The 21,414-nt window shown below is 73.3% G+C and carries 8 protein-coding genes and 1 pseudogene; all 9 read left to right on the top strand.

Annotated features, from left to right (window positions below; all coding sequences use genetic code 11):
- Positions 1–8 precede the first annotated feature (8 nt).
- A complete protein-coding gene (locus ACQEV8_RS15915) occupies positions 9–854 on the top strand; it encodes a formylglycine-generating enzyme family protein (protein ID WP_432960664.1) in 846 nt (281 codons plus the stop codon).
- The gene (locus ACQEV8_RS15910; RefSeq protein WP_432960662.1) at positions 838–1,881 is read left to right on the top strand and encodes a pyridoxal-phosphate dependent enzyme; all 1,044 of its coding nucleotides are present in this window, start codon (positions 838–840) and stop codon (positions 1,879–1,881) included. The genes ACQEV8_RS15915 and ACQEV8_RS15910 overlap by 17 nt, the downstream gene beginning before the upstream one ends.
- The gene (locus ACQEV8_RS15905; protein ID WP_432960660.1) at positions 1,878–3,062 is read left to right on the top strand and encodes a cytochrome P450; all 1,185 of its coding nucleotides are present in this window, start codon (positions 1,878–1,880) and stop codon (positions 3,060–3,062) included. The genes ACQEV8_RS15910 and ACQEV8_RS15905 overlap by 4 nt, the downstream gene beginning before the upstream one ends.
- Entirely contained in the window at positions 3,059–9,427 is a 6,369-nt protein-coding gene (locus tag ACQEV8_RS15900; protein ID WP_432960658.1) for an amino acid adenylation domain-containing protein, read from the top strand. The genes ACQEV8_RS15905 and ACQEV8_RS15900 overlap by 4 nt, the downstream gene beginning before the upstream one ends.
- A pseudogene (locus tag ACQEV8_RS15895) lies at positions 9,424–10,460 on the top strand (AMP-binding protein); the annotation flags it as partial. The gene ACQEV8_RS15900 and the pseudogene ACQEV8_RS15895, both read left to right, overlap by 4 nt.
- The gene (locus ACQEV8_RS15890) at positions 10,437–12,464 is read left to right on the top strand and encodes a condensation domain-containing protein (protein ID WP_432972721.1); all 2,028 of its coding nucleotides are present in this window, start codon (positions 10,437–10,439) and stop codon (positions 12,462–12,464) included. The pseudogene ACQEV8_RS15895 and the gene ACQEV8_RS15890, both read left to right, overlap by 24 nt.
- A 5-nt stretch (positions 12,465–12,469) precedes the next feature.
- The gene (locus tag ACQEV8_RS15885; RefSeq protein ID WP_432960656.1) at positions 12,470–12,733 is read left to right on the top strand and encodes a phosphopantetheine-binding protein; all 264 of its coding nucleotides are present in this window, start codon (positions 12,470–12,472) and stop codon (positions 12,731–12,733) included.
- Complete coding sequence (locus tag ACQEV8_RS15880) at positions 12,730–19,068, top strand: amino acid adenylation domain-containing protein (protein ID WP_432960654.1); 6,339 nt, start codon at positions 12,730–12,732, stop codon at positions 19,066–19,068. The genes ACQEV8_RS15885 and ACQEV8_RS15880 overlap by 4 nt, the downstream gene beginning before the upstream one ends.
- The gene (locus ACQEV8_RS15875; RefSeq protein WP_432960652.1) at positions 19,065–21,407 is read left to right on the top strand and encodes a penicillin acylase family protein; all 2,343 of its coding nucleotides are present in this window, start codon (positions 19,065–19,067) and stop codon (positions 21,405–21,407) included. The genes ACQEV8_RS15880 and ACQEV8_RS15875 overlap by 4 nt, the downstream gene beginning before the upstream one ends.
- Positions 21,408–21,414 lie beyond the last annotated feature (7 nt).

The raw sequence follows: 21,414 nt of genomic DNA, 5'->3' as shown, positions 1-21,414 counted from the left end.
GAGAATCCGTGACCGAGGTGACGGCCGAAGCCATGTCCGCCGAGGCATACCCCGCGGACTACTGGGTCACCATCCCCGGTGGACCGTTCATCATGGGTACCGACGAGCTCCGGGACGACGGCAAGCCGCGGTCGGCCGCGCCCGAGCACCGGGTCGACCTGGCCGAGTTCCGTATCGCCAAGAGCCCGGTCACCGTCCGGGAGTTCCGGGAGTTCGTCGAGGCGACGGGCTATGTGACCACCGCGGAGCAGTCGGGCAAGAGCTGGGTGTGGATCGGTGACCCCGCCGTCATCGTCCCGGACCAGGACTACCTCTGGAAGGAGATCGACGGCGCGAGCTGGCGCACGCCGCGCGGTGCGGACTCCACGCTGGAGGGCAAGGACGACCACCCGGTCACCCACGTCAGCTACTTCGACTGCGTCGCCTACTGCGACTGGTCCGGCACCCGGCTGCCCAACGAGGCCGAGTGGGAGAAGGCCGCGCGCGGCACCGACGGCCGCCTCTACCCGTGGGGCAACGAGGAGCCGACCGGCGAGCACTGCAACCACAGCATGGGCGTCGGCGACACCAGCCCCGTCGGTGCCTTCCCCAAGGCGGCCGGCCCGTACGGCGTCGAGGACATCGTGGGCAATGTGTGGGAGGTCATGTCCAACGGCTTCCACCGCTACCCCTTCGACGAGAGCAAGCCGCGGCGGGTCATCAAGACGCGGGCGGGCACGATCGAGCTCGGCGCGATCCGCGGCGGCTCCTTCTACAACAACTGTGACCCCCGAGGCTGTCTGGCCTGGGTACGGATCTACAACCTGCCCGACTACAGCTGCTATGACATGGGCTTCCGTGTCTGCGCCCGCTGAGCGAGGCGGAAGAGAGCACACGGAAGGCCAGGAGCAGGCCGTCCGGGTCGACAAGCCGTTGCTCGACCGTGTGGACGCACTGCTGCGCGATCTGCCCAAGACCCGGGTGGTGCGCCTGCCTCACCCGGGCATCCGGCTCTACGCCAAGATGGAGTCGGAGAACCGCACCGGAAGCGCCAAGGACCGTGCCGCGATCTGGATCCTCCGTGAGGCGGTGCGGCGCGGCGAGATCACCAGGAACACCACGGTGGTCGAATCGTCCTCCGGGAACTTCGCGCTGTCCCTCGCGACGTTCCTGAACGTGCTGAACATGCCGTTCGTGCCCGTCCTCGACCCCAACGTCAACGCGGCCACCGAACGGACCCTGCGACGGCTGTGCGCGCGGGTGGAGAAGGTCACGGAGCCGGACGGCACCGGCGGCTATCTCCTCAGCAGGCTCGCGCGGGTCGCCGAGCTGCGGGCGGAGCTGCCCGACGTGTACTGGCCGGACCAGTACACCAACCAGGACGGAGCGCGCGGCCACTACGAGCTGACCGCGGCGGAACTGCTCGCCGACGTCGGGCGGGTCGACTACTTGTTCGTGGGCGTAGGCACCGGCGCGACGATCAACGGGCTGTCGCACCGGCTCGGAGTGGAGCAGCCGGACGCCACCGTGGTGGCCGTCGACGTCGAGGGCTCGGCGATCTTCGGCGCCCCGCCGGCCCGCCGGCTCGTCCCGGGGCTCGGCTCCAGCATCCGGCCGTCGCTGGTCGACGCGTCGCGGATCGGCGAGGTCGTCGTGCTGTCCGAGCGGGACGAGGTGGCAGGCTGCCGCGCCCTGCTGCGTGACCACGGAATCTACGCGGGCGGATCCACCGGCTGCGTCTATGCCGCGATCGCCCGCCACTTCGAGGGACACAGCGGTCCGGAGCCGGTGGTGGCGTTCCTCTGCGCCGACAAGGGCGAGCCCTACGCGGACACGGTCTACGCGGACGACTGGGTTGCCGAGCACCTGACACCGGTCGCAACCAAGGGAGCAAGTGCGTGACGACGAGCGTGTGGACGGCTCCGCCCGCCGACGAGGCGGCGCTGGCCGACTGGCTGCGTGCCAGGGACCCGATCGAGCGGGCCACGGGCAGCGGGGGCTGGCACGTCTTCGGCTACCCGGAGGTCAAGGAGGTGCTGGCCCAGCACAGCGCGTTCTCCAGCGCCGTGGTGCGTCCGGTGCCCGACGACTCGCCGATGCGCCTGTACCGGACGGGCAACCTGACGTGGATGGACCCGCCCCGGCACCGGCAGCTGCGAGGGCTGGTGAGCCAGGTCTTCACGCCGCGCTACGTCGCCGGGCTCGAGGGGATGGTCCACGAGACCGTCGAGACGTTCCTCGGCCGGATCCGGGGCCGCGCCGAGGTGTCCTTCGTGCAGGAGTTCGCCTCACCGGTCGTGGCGACCGTCATCGCGCGGATGCTCGGCATCCCCGGCAACGGGCTCCGGCTGTTCCAGGAGTGGTCGAGGGCGCTGCTCGCGCTCGCCGACCCGGGCGCAGAGCGAAACGGCCTGCAGAACGTGCTCACCAAGACCCAGATCGCCGAGGCGTTCCTGCACCGGTTCATCGCCAAGCGGCGAGACGCGCCGGCCGACGACCTGACCAGCGGGCTCATCGCGGCCGAAGTGGACGGTGAGCGCCTCGGTGACGAGGAGATCGCCGGCCTGGTCGCCCTGCTCATGTCCACCGGACAGGCCGCGACCCTCACGCTCGTGAACTCGATGATCGTGCTCGCGCGGCACCCGGAGTCACTGGCCCTCCTGCGGGCTCGGCCCGAACTGCTCGACTCCGCCGTCGACGAGGTCTCGCGGTACCGGTCGGAGACCACCAGGGTGGACCGCAGAACCACCCGGGACGTCGTGGTCGCCGGGCAGGAGATACCCGCCGGCCAGACGGTGTCCGTGTGGATCGCGGCCGCCAACCGGGACCCGCGGGTCTTCGACCGTCCGGACGTCTTCGACATCGAGCGCTCGCCCAACCCGCACATCGCCTTCGGCCACGGCATCCACTACTGCCTCGGTGCGCCGCTCGCGCGGGTGGAGATCCGTGCCGCGATGCGCGGGCTGCTCGACACCACCGTGGACTTCGCGGTCGATCCGGCGGGCACGCGCCTGCTCGACCCGCGGCTCATGTTCGGCGCGAGTGAGGCGGCCGTTCGCTTCGACTGGAAGGAAGAGGGATGACGGGGTTCGCTCCCGGAGGACTGGTCGCACGGCTCGCGGAGCACGCCCGGCGCTCACCCGGGAAGGTGGCGTTGTCGGTCGCGCCCTTCGGCGGCGGTCCCCGAGTCGAGCTGTCCTACGCGGAGCTTCGCGCCCGGTCTCTCGCCGTCGCCCGTGCGCTCACGGTGAAGGTGCGGCCCGGCGCGCGCGTGCTGCTGCTGTTCCCGACGGCACCGGAATTCGCCCCCGCGTTCCTCGGCTGCCTGGCCGCGGGCGTGATCGCCGTGCCCGTGCCGCTGCCGATGGACGAGGGTGCGCGACGGCGTCTGCTGAACGTGGCGCGGGACTGTGACGTCTCGCTCGTCGTGTCGCCGTCGTTCGTGCGGGACCTGGTCACCGGGAGCGAGGACCCGGAACTGCGCGACTTCGCCGCGGCACACGACTGGCTGCTCGCCGACCGGATCGAGGCCACCGCCGACGACGACGGCGCCGAACTGCCGGTCGCGGCGGCCGAGGACATCGCCTTCCTCCAGTACACGTCGGGCTCCACCAGCACGCCGCGTGGCGTCGTCGTGTCCCACGGCGCGCTCATGCACAACGAGACGGCCATCCAGCGGTCGTTCGGCGTCACACGGGACTCCACGATCGTCAGCTGGCTGCCGCTGCACCACGACATGGGCCTCATCGGCGCGATGCTGCAACCGCTCCACGCCGGCGCCAAGGGCATCATCCTCGACCCGCTGTCGTTCCTGAGAAGCCCCGCGAGCTGGCTGAAGGTGATCAGCGACGAGCGTGCGGACATCAGCGGCGGGCCCAACTTCGCCTACGACCTGTGCGTCCGCAAGGTCACCGACGAGGAGAAGGCCGGACTCGACCTGTCCGCCTGGCGCGTGGCGTTCAACGGCGCGGCCCAGGTCTACCCGCGCACCCTGCGGGCTTTCACGGAAGCCTTCCGCGACACCGGATTCCGGCACGAGGCGCATCTGCCCTGCTACGGCCTCGCCGAGGCGACGCTGCTCGTGACGACCGGCGCACCCGCGGTCTCCCGGACGTTCGACGACGGCCGGGAGCTGACCGCCTACCGGATGCCCGACCACGCCGACGTGCGGGTGCTCGACCCCGACAGCGGCACCGGACTCGACGCCGGCCAGGTCGGCGAGATCGCCATCGCGAGTGGCAGCAATGGTGAGGGCTACTGGGGCGGGACGGCCTTCGGCACCTTCCTGCGCACCGGCGACCTCGGCTTCCGTGACGGAGACGAACTGTTCGTCGTGGGCCGCAGCAAGGACCTGATCGTCCAGCGCGGCCGCAACATCTACCCGGAGGACCTGGAGGCCGACGCCGGCATCTGTCACCAGGACGCGCGGCCCGGCCGGTGCGCTGTGTTCGGCGTCGACGAGGACGGCGACGAGGCGGTCGTGGTGTGCCAGGAGGTACAGGCGACGACCCCGCCCGCACGGTACGGCGAGATCGCCCGGCGAGTGCGGTCCACCCTGTCCCGCGTCCACGGCGTCACGGCACGCACCGTCCTGATCGTGCCGCCCGGCACGATCACCAAGACCTCCAGCGGCAAGGTCCAGCGGTACGCCGCACGGCAGCGCCACCTCGACGGCGAACTGCCCGTGCTGCTCGACGACACCCTCACCGGCCGCAGCTCCTCGCTCACCGAGCGCCTGGCCACCGACGCGCTGACGCCCGCGCTGTGCGCCCACATCGGGGACCTGCTCGGCCTGCCCGAGCCACCGCCGGCCGATTCGTCGCTCGCCGACCTGGGAGCCGACTCACTGACCGCCGTGCGCGTCCGCCAGGCCCTGGAGGACGCGCTCGGTGTCGAGCTGGCGCCGACGGCGGCGCTGCGGGCGGACTCGATCGCCGGTCTCGCCGCACTCGCCGAAGCGGCGACCGCGACGCCCCCGGCCGCCCCCGTCGACGGCGGGGACGACGGCTACGAACTGAACGCCTCCCAGCGCGCCCTGTGGTTCCTGCACCGTGCCTCGCCCGGCGGCGACTACAACGTGACCCGCGCGTTCCGGGTCACCGGGACCGTCGATCCCGACGCGTTCGGCACCGCGCTGACGGCCGTGGCCGCCCGCCATCCGAGTCTGCGTCTGGCGATCAGCACCCGTGACGGTGCCCCGCACGCCGAGGTGCGCGACCCGTCCGCCGTCGGCGTGGCGGTCGTGGACGCGAGGACCTGGCAGCCAGGGCGGGAAGCCGAGTGGTACCGCGACTTCGCGACCCGTCCGTTCGACCTGGCCACCGGAAGCCCGCTGCGGGCCGCGCTGCTGCGCCGGGACGCGGACTGGCTCTTCGTACTGTCGCTGCACCACCTCGTGTGCGACGTCTCGTCCTTCGCGATCGTCATGGCCGACCTGGCCGCCGAACTGTCCGGCGAGCCGCCCCTGTCCCGTGCGGTCCCCGCCCGGGGCCCGGCACGCGACCACAGCGACTTCTGGCGCGCCGAACTCGACGGCGAACTGCCCACGCTCACCCTGCCCGACCTCGGCTCGCCCGATCCCGGCGCACCCCGCGCGTCGCTCGCGTTCTCCGTGCCGGCCGCACCGCTGACCGCGTTCGCCCGCGAGCACGGGCTGACCCTGCACAACCTGCTGCTCGCCGCCTACCAGGTGCTGCTGCACCGCCTGTCCGGCCAGGCCGACCTGCTCGTGGGCGTCCCCACCGCGGGACGCACCGACAAGGCAGGTGCCGACTGGGTGGGCTACCTGGTCAACGTGGTGCCGGTCCGCTCGACCTACCGCGCCGAGGTGCCGTTCACCGAGTTCGCCGCAGTCACCCACCGCCGGTTCCTCGACGTGCTGGACCACGCGGAGCAGCCGCTGTCCGACATCGTGCGGCTGGTCAACCCCGACCGCGACACCGCGAAGGCCACGATCTTCCAGGCCATGTTCACCTGTTACACCGCGTCCCTGCCCGGCGCCGCGGCCGTCGTGACGGGTGACGAGAATGCCGCACTGCCCGCGGGCGCCGCCACCCTGCACGGCTACGCCGTCCCCGACCACACCACACAGTCCGACCTCGGTCTGAACGTGGCGGTACGGGACGACGTGCTGGACTTCCAGCTCCAGTACGACTCCGCCACGGTCTCCCGGGAGCAGGCCGAGCTGGTGGTGCGCACGCTGCCGACACTGCTCGCCGCCACCGGCGCGGGACAGACCGACCCGCTGCCGCTGCTGACCCCCGACGAGGCCGCGGTCCTCGTCGGTCGCGCCGTCGGCCCCGAGGTGCCGCGGCCGGAGAACTACCTCGACTCGTTCGAGCGATGGGCCGACCGCACCCCCGACAGCGTCGCGGTCGACGACGGCCGGGTGCGGTTGACCTACGCCGAGCTGGACGCCCGCGCCAACCATGCGGCCGCGCTGCTGCGGGCGGCCGGGGTGGGCACCGACCGTGCCGTGGTGATGAGCGCGGACCGGTCGGCCGACTACCTGGTCGCGCTGCTCGGCCTGCACAAGGCCGACGGCGCCTACGTACCCGTCAGCCCGCGCGAGGCGCCCCGGCGCGCCGAGGCGATGGTCGAGGCGGTCGGACCCGCCGCGATCATCGCCACCCCCTCCGGCCGCCATCTGTTCGGCGACCGCGAGGTGTTCGACCTCGCCGAGCTGGCCTCGGGCAGCAGCACCACCCGGCCGCCGCGGCTCTGCCACGACCACGCCACGTCGACGATCATCCACACCTCCGGCTCCACCGGCGTGCCGAAGGCGGCAGTCTCCACGAACTACGGCGTCACCAACCACATGTGGCAGATGGCCGAGCACTTCGGCCTCACCGAGCACGACTGCGTGGCCCAGACCGCGCCCGTGTCGTTCGACATCTCCGTGTGGCAGCTGCTGACCCCGCTGATGATCGGCGGCCGGGTGCGGATCGTGCCCGAGCCGGACTCCCAGTCGCCCGCGCGCCTGCTGGACGCCGTCTCGGACGGCGGCGTGACCATGCTCGAGCTGGTGCCGTCCAACATCGTGGCGCTGCTCGACGCCGGTCTCGCAGCGACACCGGGCGCGTTGCGCGTGATGCTGTCCACGGGGGAGATGCTGACGCACGACGTGCTGCGGCGCTGGGTGCGGGAGCTGCCCGGCATTCCCGTGCACAACGCCTACGGCCCGGCCGAGTGCACCGACGACGTCACCGCGGGGCTGTGCGCGGCAGGCCCGGACGCGCCGATGACCACATCGGTCGGCCGGCCGCTCGCCAACACCACCGTGTACGTCCTGGACGAGCACCTGCAGCCCGTACCGACCGGTGTCGTCGGCCTGCTGTACGTCGGCGGGGGAGCGGTCGGCCGAGGCTACCGCGGCAACCCGAAGCGCACCGCCGAGATGTTCGTGCCCGACCCGTACGCTGCCGTGCCCGGCGGGCGGTTGTACCGCACCGGTGACCTCGGCCGCGTGAACGCGGACGGCGACCTGGAGTTCCTCGGCCGCGCCGACACCCAGATCAAGATCCGCGGCCAGCGGATCGAGGTCGGCGAGGTCGAGGCCGCCCTGCGGCAGTGCCCCGGCGTCGTCGAGGCCGCGGTGAAGGTCCACACCGGACCGGCGGGTGCCTCGCTCGTCGGCTACGTGGCCCGTCCCGGCGGGCCGGACGGCCCGGCGACGGTGCTGGACCTCGACGAGGACGAGCGGTTCCGCGCGGTGCTCGCCGAACTGCTGCCCCGGCACATGATCCCGACGATCATCGCCGCGATCGGCAGCCTGCCCCGGTCCAAGAACGGGAAGGTCGACTACCGGTCGCTGCGGTTCGCGGCCCCGGCGAGCACGCGCGCGGCGACCGAACTGGACGACCCCCTCGCCGTGACCGTCCGGTCGCTCTGGGCGGATCTGCTGGAACGGGACACGGTCGGCTGGGACGACAGCTTCTTCCAGCTGGGCGGCCACTCACTGCTCGCCCTCGCCATGATCGACCGGATCAACGCACTGCTCGGCGTGCGGCTCGCCGTCGACGTCGTGTTCGCCCATCCGCGCCTGCGCGACTTCGTCGCCGCCGTGCGCGTGGCCGACCCGGCGACCGCGCACAGCGCACCGGAGCGCACCCCTGCCGATGCGACCCGGCCGGTGCCCGCGAGCGCCGCCCAGCAACGGTTCTGGTTCCTGCGGGAGATCGACCCGGGCCGGCCGACGTACAACATGCCCGGTGTGCTGCGGATGCGCGGCGAGCTGGACGAGGAGGCGCTGGAGTCGGCGCTGCGCGCGACACTGACCGCACATCCCGTGCTGCTGGCCAGGTTCGCCACCGACGGCGGCGAACTGACCTGGACCGCGCGACCGGCCGGGGAGTTCGAGCTGGCCCGCCTGGACCTGCGCGGTCCGGTGGCCGAACTGGGCGACGAGGTGTTCGACCGGCTTGTCGCCGACGAGGCCGCGGTGGTCGCCGACCTGCGGCGGGAACTGCCGTTCCGCGCCCTGCTCGCCCGGCTCGGGGAACGCGACTGGGGCCTGTTCGTCAACATCGACCACATCGTCTGCGACGGCTGGTCCCTCACGGTGTTCCTGAACGACCTCGCCGACCGCTACAACCGGCTGACGCCGCGAGCGGCCGGATACGGCTTCGCGGACTACTGCCACGACGAACGGTCGTGGTGGGACAACCGCGACCGCGGCGAACTGGCCGCCCTGTGGCAGGACGTCGTCGGCCGCCCGGCGGCGAGGTCCCCGCTCCCGGACCGGGCCGCGCCCCCCGCTCCGGACGAGGAGGAGGCCGGCAAGCACACCGACCGGCTCGACGCCGAACTGTCCGGGGCCGTGCGCGACCTGGCCGGCCGTACCGGCGTCACCCCGTACATGGTGTTCGCGACCGCGCTGGCCGCGCTCACCCACGGCGGATCGGACGAGCGGGAGCTGGTCATGCTCGGCACGCTCATCGCCCAGCGCGACCGGCCGGAGTGGCGTCAGGTCGTGGGCCCGCTGCTGAATGTCTCGGTCCTGGCCGTGGACCTGTCCCCGGCCGACCCGGTGACCGACGCCCTGGCCGCCGTCCGCACGGGCGCGTTGCGCGCCTACCGGAGCGCGGACGTGCCGTTCCAGGAGCTGGTGCCGCTGCTGACTCCGACACCGGACGGCGACGGGTCGCCGTTCGACGTGATGCTCGTGATGCAGCCGCCCGGCAAGGCGGTCGAGCTGGCCGGCCTGGAGGTGGAGACGACCGACCTGGACTCCGTGGCCGCCCCGTACCCGCTGCTCATCGACATCGAGGAGCGGGCCGGCGGCTACCAGGTGTCCTACCGCTACCGGACGAGCAGATTCGACGCGGCCGGCATCACACGGCTCGCCCGCCGGGTGCACGACGCGGTCCGCGCGCTGGTCTCGGCCGACGCCGCACCGCTCGCCGAGCTGGTGCCCGGGAGCAACGCGGTGGAAAGGAGCGGATCATGACCGATCCCGTTGTGCGTCCCGTGCTGTCGCGGTTCGCCCGGTGTCACGAGGAGAACCCCGGCGCACCCGCCGTGGTGGCCGACGGCGTCACCATCGGCTACGCCGAGCTGGACGCCGTGGCCCGCGGGCACGCGGCGGCGTTGCGGGCCGCCGGTGCCGGACGCGAGACCGTCGTGGCGCTGGTCGCCGACCGAGGTCCCGGCTATGTCGCGATGATGGTCGGGGTGCTGCTCGCCGGTGCCGCGTTCGTCCCCGTGGAGCCGAGCGTGCCGGTGCGGCGCGCGCACGGGATGTGCGCCGCGGCCGGCGTACGGGCCCTGCTCGTGGCACCGGGGCACGAGGAGTTCGCCGCCGAGATCTCGGCCGGGCTCGATCCGGCGCCGCAGGTGCTCGTCGCCGCGGAACGGCCCGCCGAGCGGATGCCGGTGCCGGACCGGCCGAGGGACGGGCTCGCCTATGTGATCTTCACGTCCGGGTCGACCGGCACCCCCAAGGGAGCGATGGTCGCCGACGGCGGTATGGACAACCACATCGCGGCCAAGATCGCGGACCTCGCTCTGGGCCCGGCCGACGCCGTCGGCCTCACCGCGCCGTTGTCGTTCGACATCTCGGTGTGGCAGACGCTCACCGCGCTCACCGTCGGCGCCCGGGTGGCGGTCGCCTCGCCGCGCAACATCGCCGAACCCGCGGAGCTGGTGGCGTGGGTCCGCAAGCACGGGGTGACCGTCCTCGAGATCGTCCCGTCGTTCCTCGCCGTGCTCACCGCACAGCTCGACGACGACCTCAGGGCAGGACTCTCGTCGCTGCGTTACCTCATCGCCACCGGGAGGCGCTGCCCGGCGCGGTCGCGCGCCGGTGGTACGAGCACTGCCCGGACATCCCGATCGTCAACGCCTACGGCCCGACCGAGTGCTCCGACGACGTCACCCACCACGTGGTGACCGCGGCCGAGAGCGCCGCGCGGGCGTGGCCGTCGATCGGCCGGGAGATCCTCAACACCCGGCTGTACGTGGTGGACACGGACGGCCGCGAGGTGCCGACCGGCACCGAGGGAGAGCTGCTGGTCGGCGGCGACGGTGTCGGCCGCGGCTACATCGCAGACCCGGTGCGCACGGCGCTCGCGTTCGTACCGGACCATCTGTCCGGCACGCCGGGCACGCGGCTGTACCGCACCGCGGACCGCGCGAGCCGCGCCGCCGACGGCACGATCGACTTCCACGGCCGCCGCGACCGGCAGGTGAAGATCCGCGGCCACCGTGTCGAACTGGGCGACGTGGAAGCCGAGTTGCTGCGTGTCCCCGAGGTGCGGTCGGCGGCCTGCGTGTACACCGCGGGCCGGCTGCGGGCGTTCGTGACGCTGAACGCCGAGACCGATGTGCTCTCCGCGCTGCGGTCCGCCGCCCCGCAGTACCTCGTGCCGCACGAGGTCACCGTGCTCGACCGGCTGCCGGTCAACACCTCCGGAAAGATCGACTACCGGTCGCTGGAGGGCCCGCGCGCCGAGGACACCGGGCCGGCCCCGGCCACGGCCACCACCCTGGACGCGGTGTGCGCCCTGGTGGCCGAGACGCTGGGCACGGCCTCGACCGCCCCGGACGACGACTTCTTCATCTCGGGCGGCGACTCCCTGCTGGCGATGACCCTGGTGTCCGCCGCGCGCACCCGGTTCGGCGCGGAGGGCACCTCGCTGCGGGCGTTCCTGTCCCGGCCCACCCCGCGCGGCCTCCTCGCCGCGATCGAGGCCGCGGAACCCGCCGCCCCACAGGAGGAGGCGCGGCCGTCCGGCGCACTGTCCTCCGGCCAGGAACGGCTGTGGTTCTTCGAGCAGTTGCACCGCAACAAGGCGCCCAACCTGCTGATCCTCTCGCTCGACCTGCGCGGGCGGCTCGATCTGGACGCGCTGCGCCACGCCCTGGCCGCGGTCGCCGCCCGGCACGAGCCGCTGCGCACCGTCTTCACCCAGGAGCGCGGTGTCCCCAAGGCCGTCGTATGGCCCAAGGCCGAGATGGTCCTGGAGACGGGCACGCCCGGCGACTTCGAGATCTCCGCTCGCACCCCCGAACCGCCCCTGACGACGGTCCGGTTGGAGCGTGTCGCCGACGACCACCATGTCCTCACGTTCGCCCTGCACCACCTCGTCGCCGACGGCTGGTCCCTGGAAGTGCTCAAGCGCGACATCGCCGAGTACTACGAGCGGTGGCTCGCCGGCGGCACCGACGTGTCGCTGCCGCGCACCTCGTTCTCGCGGTACGTCGACGCGGAACGGGCCTGGCTGGCGGGACCGGAGGCCGAGGAGTGCACGCGGTACTGGACCGGGCAGCTGGACGGCGCGCCACCGGCGATCGACCTGCCGCTGGACCGCCCGCGGCCCGCCAAGCCGGCTTTCGTCACCGACCACGTGGTGATCCAGCTCACGGAGGCGGAGACCAGTGCGCTCGCCGCGACGGCCCGAGCCCACGGTGCGACCCCGTTCATGGCGGTGCTCGCCGCCTCGTACGTGGTGCTGCGGGACGCGGCCTCAGCCACCGACCTGGTGCTCGGCATCGACTCGGTCAACCGCTCCTGGCCGGGCAGCGAGGAACTGATCGGCACGTTCGTCAACCAGCTGCCGGTCCGGCTCGCGCCGGGCGCCGCACCGACGTTCGGCGAGTTGCTCGACCTGACCAGGCGGCAGGTGCTCGGCGCGCAGGAGCACGACCGGCTGCCGTTCCACAAGCTCGTCGCGGCCGTGAACCCGCCGCGCAAGGCCGGCCGGTTCCCGCTGTTCCAGGTCAAGATCACCCACCAGGGCGCATGGCGTACCGGTGTGTCGCTCCCGGACCTGGAGGTCGAGCCGCGCGAGCTGGCGGACCCCGTGATGGATCTGGATCTGATGATCGACGTCTCCGGTGAGACCGGCCGGCTGCGCCTGGAGGTCCTGTTCTGGCCGGAGGTGCTCGACACCGCCACGGTCACCGGCTGGGCCCGGGCGCTGGCCGACGTACTGCGGACCGGCGCGGCGAACCCCGACGCGGTACCGGCTGCTGACGAGAGGTGAAGAGGTTGTCGACTGAGGATCAGGTCGCCGCGGTCTGGCGTGAACTGCTGGAGCTGGACACGGTTCCCGTGGACGAGGACTTCTTCGCACTGGGCGGCCACTCGATGCTCGCCGTTCAGGTGCTCCACCGGCTCACCGAACTGACCGGCCTGGAGCTGGAATTGGAGGACTTCTTCGAGCTGGGAACGGTCGCCGAGGTCGCCGCCGAGCTGGACCGCCTCCGGGCCGCCCGGCCCGCCGCCGAGCCGGTCTTCGAGGGAGAGCTGTGACCGCGCGGGACGTACTGCGACGCCTGGACGACCTCGGTGTGACGCTCACGCTCGCCGACGGCCGCATCCGCTACCGCGGCCAGGGCGAGGCGCTGCCGCCCGAACTGCTGGCGACGATGAAGCGCCATCGCGACGAACTGGCCGACCTGGTCGGCCGGCGCGAAGGGCTGGCCTGGCCCCCGGTGCCCGCGGGGGACACCGGGCCGCTGACCGCCGCCCAGCGGTCGCTGTGGGCCACCACGTACTTCGCCGAGGACGGCACCTACAACCTGTGTGCGGCGCTGCGACTGCGCGGCCCGCTCGACAGGGACGTGTTCGTCGCGGCGCTGCGGGACATCCACGAGCGGCACCCCTCGCTGCGCACCGCCTTCCCGGTGACGGGCGGCGAGCCGCGCCAGCGCGTCCTGCCCTCGGTGGAACCCCCGCTCACGGTGGTCGAGGCGGCCGGCCTCGACGCGTGCGTGGCCGAGTGCGCGCGGCTCGCCGACCGGCCCCTGGCCCTGGACACCGAACCCCCGGTGGCGATGCGCTTGTTCCGGCTGGCGGAGGAGGACCACGTCTTCTTCGTCGTGCTCCACCACGTCATCGCCGACGGCCCGTCGTTCGGCCCGCTCCTCGACGACCTGGCGAGTTGCTACGCGAGCCGGGCCGCGGGAGAGGCACCACCGCCCGCAGCCGGTTCGATCACCATGATCGACTACGCTCGCTGGGAGGCCGACCGCCTCGCCTACGCCGATCTGGCCGCCACCCGCCGCTACTGGCGCGAACGGCTCGACGACGCGTCGCTGGGCGCGCTTCCGCTGCCTCCGCCGCGCGACGACGCGAACGCCGAGCGCGGCCACGCTCACCGCGTCGTCGTGCCGGCCGACGTCACCGTCGCCCTGCGGCGGCTCGCCGAGAAGACCCGGGCGAGCCTCTTCACCGTCGTCTCCACCGGGATCGCGGTCGCGTTGTCCCGGTACACCGGCCGCGACGACCTCGTGGTCGGCATGCCGACCTCCCGTCGCGACCGCGCCGGCCTCGACCGGGTCGTGGGCCTGCTGCTCGACATGGTGCCCGTACGCCTGGACGCCGGCGGCGCCCCGTTCGGCGACCTCGTCCGGCGGACCAGGACGGCCGTACTCGGCGCCGTCCGCAACGCCCCCGTGCCGGACGACGTCGCGGGCTCCCGCGCCTCGTTCAACATCATCGTCACGGACCTCGGCGCCACGCCGCCCGAACCAAAGTTCCCGGGCCTGGTGATCGAGCACGTCGAGGTGGAGCAGGTCGGTGCCAAGTACGACCTGAACTTCCTGGTCCGCGACGACGGCGACGCCCTCACCGTGGACCTCGAGTACGACCGGCGTGCCCTGGCCGACGCGGACGCCGCCGCCATCGGCGCCACCACGGTCGCCGTGCTCACCGCCGCCGCCGCCGACCCCGGCGCCCCGGTCACCCGGCTCGCCGTCGGCCCGTTCGGCGTTGCCGCGCCCGGTGCCGTCGCCCGGCCCGACCGGGTGCCGCGCGCCGACGAGTCCCTCACCGGACGGCTCGTGGAGATCGCCCGGACCCGCGCGGACGCGGTGGCCGTCACCGCACCTGACGGCGATCTGTCCTACGCGGACCTGCGGACGCGGGTCGAGGCGACCGCGGGCGGATTGCGCGCCGACGGTGTCGGGGCCGGGGACGTCGTCGCCGTCTCGCTGCCGCGCGGTCTCGACCTCGTCGTCGCCATCCTCGGCGTGATGGCCTCGGGCGGGGCCGTCCTCGTCCTCCATGAGTCCTGGCCGACGGCACGCGTGACCGACGTACTGAAGGACTCCGGCGCCCGGCTCACCATCACCGAGGACGACATCGTGCCGGGGAGGCGTGCCACCCTCGCCGAACTCGCCGCACGCCGGGCCCCGCTCGCCCCCGTGCCCGCGCACGCCCCCGCCTACGTGATCTACACCTCCGGATCCACCGGCCGGCCCAAGGGCGTGCGGGTCACGCACCACAATGTGCTCAGCCTGCTCGACGCGACCGCGGACGGGTACGGCTTCGGCCCGGACGACGTGTGGACCCTCTTCCACGCCTGCTCGTTCGACGTGTCCATGTACGAGATGTTCGGCTGCCTGCTGCACGGCGGGCGGCTCGTCGTGGTCCCGCGGCTGACGACGTGGGAGCCGCAGGAGTTCGCCGAGTTGTGCGCCCGCGAGCGGGTGACCGTGCTCAGCCAGACGCCGTCCGCGCTCACCGTCATGCTCCCCGAGCTCGCCGCCCGCCCCGACTCCACCGAGCACCTCCGCTACGTGCTGTTCGCGGGAGAGGCACTGGACCGGCGGCTGGTCGAGCGCTGGTACGCCGAGATCGGGGACCGCACCCGGCTCGTGAACATGTACGGGATCACCGAGACCACGGTGCACGCCTCATGGCGGTGGCTGCGCCCCGACGACGTCCGCACGGCCGAGTCGGACATCGGGACACCGCTGCCCGGCACCGCGCTGCACGTGCTGCACGACGACGGAACCCCGGTCGCCGACCGGTGCGTCGGTGAGATCTACGTCGGCGGTCCGCAGGTGAGCGACGGCTATGCCGGCCGGCCCCGGGAGACCGCGCTGCGATTCCTGCCGGACCCCTTCAGCCGCGTACCGGGCGCCCGTATGTACCGCTCCGGCGATCTCGCGCGGCGCAACGGCGACACCCTGGCCTACCTCGGCCGTCGCGACCGGCAGGTCCAGGTCAACGGCTTCCGGGTGGAACTGGCCGAGATCGAGGGCGCCCTCTCGGCCCAGCCCGGCGTCGCCGCGGCCGGCGCGGCCGTCACCACGGACGACAGCGGCGCACACCTCGTCGCCGTGGTCGTCCCGGCCGCCGATGCCGTGCCCGAACCGGCGGGACTGCTCGCCGCGGTGCGTTCCACGCTGCCCCGCTACATGGTGCCGCGCACCGTCGCGCTGGTGGACGCACTGCCGCTGACCACGAACGGAAAGCTCGACCGCGCGGCCGTCGTCGCCGCCACCATCCCGACGACCGCGCGGCCGGCCGACGGCGGCGCCGCCGCCCCCACCGGCCCACGCGAGGCCGCGCTTCTCGACGTGTTCCGCGACGTGCTCGCCGATCCCTCCGTCACCACCGGCACCGACTTCTTCGACGGCGGCGGTGACTCCATGCGCGCCATCCGGCTGGTCAGCCTCGCGAAGGACCGGGGGCTGGGCCTGACCGTGCAGGACGTCTACGCCGCGCCCACGGTCACCGCGCTCGCGGCGCGGGCCGGTGACGCGGGGGACTTCGCCGCCGGACGCGAGCCGTTCGCGTTGCTCCCGGCGGGCGGCACGTTCCCGCCGGACGTCGTCGACGCGTTCCCGATGACCGCTCTGCAGTCCGGGATGATCTACCACCAGGAGATGGCGCCCGGCGCCCGCATCTACCACATCATGCTCAGCTACCGGGTACGCGGCGAGATGCACCCGGCAGCGTTCCGCGCGGCCGTGCAGGCCGTCACCGACGCGCATCCCGTGCTGCGCACCAGCTTCGACCTCGCCAACCCGCTGGGCCCGGTGCAGCGGGTGCACACCGGCATCACCGCGCCGATCGAGTTCGAGGACCTCACCCGGCTCGGCGACGACGAGCAGCGGGAACGGATCCGGCAGGTCGTGGCGCGCGAGACCGCCACCGACTTCGACCTGTCCGCGCCGCCGCTGTTCCGGCTCGTCGTGCTCACCACGTCCGCGGCGGACTACCAGCTGATCTTCACCCACCACCACGCGATCCTCGACGGCTGGTCGGTGAACATCTTCTTCGAGGATCTGCTCACCCAGTACCGCGCGCTGCTCACCGCGGGCACGGCGGCACCGCTGCCGCGTCCGCGCACCGCCTTCGGTGACTACGTGGCACTGGAACGGTCCGCCGCCGCCGACGAGGGACACCGGGAGTTCTGGGTGGCACGGGGGGCCACACCGGCGCGGCTGGTCGCCCCGGAACGCTCGGGCACGCCCGTGATGCGCCAGCACCATGTGCCCTTCACAGGACAGCTCGACGCGCTGCGGGCCACCGCCGCCGGGCTGGGCGTGCCGGTGAAGGCCCTGCTGTGCGCGTCGCATCTGCGGGTCGTGTCGTGGCTGACCGGCTCGGACGACGTGGCCACCAGCATGGTGGTCGCGTGCCGGCCGGAGACCCAGGACTCCGACCGCGTTCTCGGCCTGTTCCTCAACCAGCTGCCGCTGCGGGTCGCGCTCGCCGGACGGACGTGGGCGGAACTGGCGGTGTGCGCGCACGAGGAGGAACAGGCGATGATGCGGCACCGTTGGTACCCGAACGCCGCGATCCAGGCCGCCCACGGCGCGGAGCCGATGTTCGACTCCGGCTTCAACTTCACCGACTACCACAACACCCGCCGGCTGGTCGGCGACGGCGTCCTGGAACTGCTCGACTCGGACGAACTCGAGTCCACCCACTACGCCTACAGCTCGGCCTTCACCGTCGACGTCCGCACCAACGAGCTACGGCTGCTGATGGAGTACGACGCCTCGGCGCTGCCGGAGAGCACGCTGGTGCTGGCGGCGGAGGCGCACCGCAGGGTGCTCGCCGCGGTCACCGCCGACCCCGGGCGTCCCCTCCGCGACACCCCGCTGCCCGGCATCGCCGACCTGGCCCGGCTGATGGAGTCCGGCCGGCCCCCGGCTCCGGTCGCTCAGGTTCCGGTGGCTCAGGTTTCGGTGGCTCAGGTTCCGGTCGCCCCGGCGCAGGCCGCCCCCGCCGCGGCCCCCACTCCGTCGGGCTCGCCGCTGGAGGCGAGCGTCCGCGAGGTGTGGACCGAGGTCCTGGGCCTCACGGACCTCGACAGGACGACGTCGTTCTTCGACGCGGGCGGTGACTCGCTCACCGCCATGCAGGTGGTCAGCCGGCTCCGTGCCCGCCACGGCTCCCTGGCGATGCGGACCTTCATGGCGGCGCCCACGATCGCCGGTCTGGCCGGCGCCCTCGGCGGCGCCGCGCCGGCTCCCTCGACCGTGCTGCCGGCCCCGGCCCCGGCCCCGTCCATGACGGCGACCCGTCATCCGCTCTCCCTCGCCCAGCGCCAGATGTGGGAGATCGCCGCCCGGCTCCCCGGCGTCGGCCTGTTCGGCATGGCGGGCGCGCTGCGCGCCGACGGCCCGCTCGACCTGGAACTCCTCCAGCGGACCTTCGCCGAGCTGGCGACCCGGCACGAGGCGCTGCGCACCCGGATCGAGGACACGGACGACGGTCCCGTCCAGGTCGTCGAGCCCCATGTCACGATCACTGTCGCCGTCGAGGACCTCACCACCGACGAGCACCCGGAGCGCCGCTGCGAGAAGCTCATGGCCGCTGCCGCACGGGAGCCGCTGCCCCTCGACCGGGCGCCCCTGCTGCGCGTCGTCGCGCACCGGCTCGCCGCCGACCAGCACGTGATCTTCGTGAACATCCATCACATCGTGTGCGACGGATGGTCGCTCACGCTGCTGCTGTCCGAGGCCGAACGGATCTACCGGGAGCTGGCGACCGACGGCGCGCCCGCGCTCCGGCCGATCCCGCGCGGCAGCGGCCGGCTCGCCGAGGAGCGGGCCGACTGGCTCACCACCGCGGAGGCGGCGCGGCAGCGGGCGTTCTGGCTCGACCGGCTCGGCCCGCCGTGGCCGGCGCTCGCCGACGGCCCCGACAGCCGCTTCGCCGCGCTCGGCACCGCGTCGTTCGTGCGACGTCTGCGGTCGGCGTCGACCAGGGCGACGCTCCCGGCCGACGACCTGCGAACCGTCCGCGCCGCCGCGCGCGGGCACGGCATGACCGATTTCATGCTGGTGCTGGCCGCGTACGCGGCGACGCTGCGAGCGTGGAGCGGCCAGAGCGACATCCGCGTCGCCACCATGCTCGCCAACCGCGTCGAGCCAGGCCTGGACGAGGTCGTCGGGCTCGTCGCCAACACGGTCGTGCTGCGCATGCGGCTCGACGACGCCGATCCGGTCGCGGTCAGCCGGCAGGCCCGCGAGGTCTGCGTCGCCGCCCTCGACAACCAGGAGCTGCCCTTCGAGGAGGTGCTCGCCGAGATCCGTGAGCGGCAGCCGGACGCCGGCCCGGTGTTCGAGGCGATGCTCGTGGCGCAGGAGGAGACCGCCTCCGTCACCCCCGGCGAGGGCCTCGTCTTCGCGCCGTACCGGTCCGAACGCGATGTGCTCGGCGCCCGGGTCGTGGCCACGGCGTCCGACTTCGTCCTGGGCATCGCGCCCGTCGCCGGTGAGCTGCTGTTCGAGCTGCGCTACAAGCCGGCGACCACGTCCGAGGAGCTGGCCACCGAGCTGCTCGGCGCGGTCGTGACCGCCGTGCGTGCCACCGCGACAGCCCTCCTGGAGACCACGTGACGGCGTGCCCCGCCCACCGTCCGCGCCTGCGCCGGCTGTGGCGGCTGCCCACGGCGCGGGTGGTAGGAGCCGCGAGCGTGGTCACGGTGGCGCTCGCGGCCGGTCTGCTCGCCTGGCCGTGGGCGCCGGTGGCCGTGGCCGTCGCGGGTGCGGCCGGCATCGCCGGCTACGCGTACCGCCACCGCGGCCGGATCGGACTCGAGCACCGGATGCTGCGGGCCCTCAGGGATTCGGCGCCGGGCTGCCCCGATGACGCCGACGTGCCGGGGCTGACCGCACCGGTGCGGGCCGAGAGCGGTGACGACGGCGTCACCCGTATCACCGCGCAGACCTACCTCGACGCGGTCCGCGCCCTCGGCCACGCGATGGGCCGTGACCGCGGCTTTCAGCTGGACCTCATGCGGCGCACCGGAAGCGGCCGGCTCGCCGAGGTGTGGGGCCGCGCCGCCCTGACGTCGGACACCGAGTACCGCCGGCTCGGGCTCGCCGCGGCCGCCCGTACCGCGACCGAGCGGCTCGCCGAGCCGGAGCGCGAGCTGCTGACCGCGTTCGCCGACGGCGTCAACGCCGCCTTCGCGCAGGCGACTCCCTTCGAGTGCCGGTTCCTGTCCTACCGGCCGCGGCCCTGGCGGGCGGAGGACAGCGTGCTCACCTCGCTCCTGCTCTTCCACTCGCTGTCCTGGAACGAGCAGGCCAAGCGGGCGGAAGCGGTCGTGCGCCGCGCACTGCCGGCACCCGTCGCCGACTTCCTCCTGCCCGGCAGTGGTACTCCGGCCCTGCCCCCCGATCTGGCCCGCCACCGTGGCGAGGCGGGTGCGGACGGCCTGGTCGCGCTCGACCGCGCCGTCCCCGGATCCAACTGCTGGATCGCCCCGGGGGACGAGCCGCTGCTCGCCTGCGACCTGCATCTGGCACTCGGTCTGCCCAACGTTCTCTACGAGGTCGACGTGGCCTGGCCCGGCACCCGGCTGCGCGGCCTCGCCGTCCCCGGTCTGCCGGTCGTGCTCACCGGCACCAACGGGCGGATCGCCTGGGGTGTCACGAACCTCACCGCCGACGTGCTCGACCTGGTGCCCGCCGGCACCGACGGCCTGCGGACCAGGACGGAGCACATCCGGGTGCGAGGCCGGCAACCGGTCACCGTGGACATCACCACCGACGGCACGCTGCCCGTGTCGCGGACCCCGCTGTGCGGCGAACAGGTCGCGGTCCGCTGGACGGGCCACGACCCCCGAGCCGCCGACCTCCGGTTCCACCGCCTCGCCCACGCCACCGATCTCGAAGAGGCCGTCTCGGTACTCGACGACGCACACGGCGTCGCCCTCAACGTCCTCGTCACGGACGGGGAGCGGAGGGCGCACCTGGCCACAGGGCTGCTGCCCCGCCGTCCGGCCGGCGGCTCTCGCACAGAACCCGCCGACGGCCACCTCAGCGGCCCGGAACGGCCGCGGATCGTGGACCCCGCCGACGGCGTTCTCGTCTCCGCCAACGACGCCGCCCTGCCCGAGGAGGAGTTCCGGATCGGCCTCGACCTCGACCCCGGCCATCGGGCCCGCCGCATCCGTACGGTCCTCGGCTCGGCCGAACGGCACGACGCGGCCGGCATGCACGCGCTGCAGCACGACATCACCGCCGACCTGTACCGGCCCTACCGGGACCTCGCGGTCGCCGCGCTGCGGCCCACGGACCCCGTCCGGACCCTGCTGGAGGAGTGGGACGGCACGGCCGCGACCGACTCGCGCGCCTTCGGCGTCCTGGTGCGGCTGCGCGAGGAACTCGCCCAGCGGGTCCTCACCCCGTACCTCGTCGCCTGCCGCGAGCACGAACCCACGTTCCGCTTCCCGTTCCGTGACCTCGACCGACCGCTGCTCGCGATCCTGGACGCCCGCGACCGCGCGTTGCTGCCCGCGGGGACCACCGACGTGGACGCCTTCGTCGCCGCGTGCGTGCGGGCGGTGGTGCGTGAACGCCCGGCGAAGTGGGGGCGCTTGAACCGGGTCGGCCTCGGACACCCGGTCACCGCGCTCGTGCCGTGGGCGAACGCCGTGCTCGGCATCGGCCCACGTCCGCAAGCCGGGATGCTGCACAGCGTCCGTACGGCCGTCCCGGGGTTCGGCGCGGCCGGGCGGGTCGTGGTCACCGCCGGCGGCCTCGTCACCGCCGAGCTTCCGGCCGGCCAGTCCGGGCACCCGCTCAGCCCCCACTACGCGGACCGGCATGTCCGCTGGGCGAGTCTGCCCTCGCCCCCGCCCCGCGCACGCCCGGCCGGCTGCGGATACGAACTCCGCCCTGGCCGGACCGCCGACGTGCTCGACGGCAGTGCGGCGGAGAGCCGATGAGGGCGGT

Origin of the sequence: Streptomyces sp. CA-179760, from assembly GCF_050937045.1 — a bacterium.
GTDB lineage: Bacteria > Actinomycetota > Actinomycetes > Streptomycetales > Streptomycetaceae > Streptomyces.
Note: the sequence above shows the minus strand (reverse complement) of the source record. Positions and strands in the feature narration are given on the sequence as shown.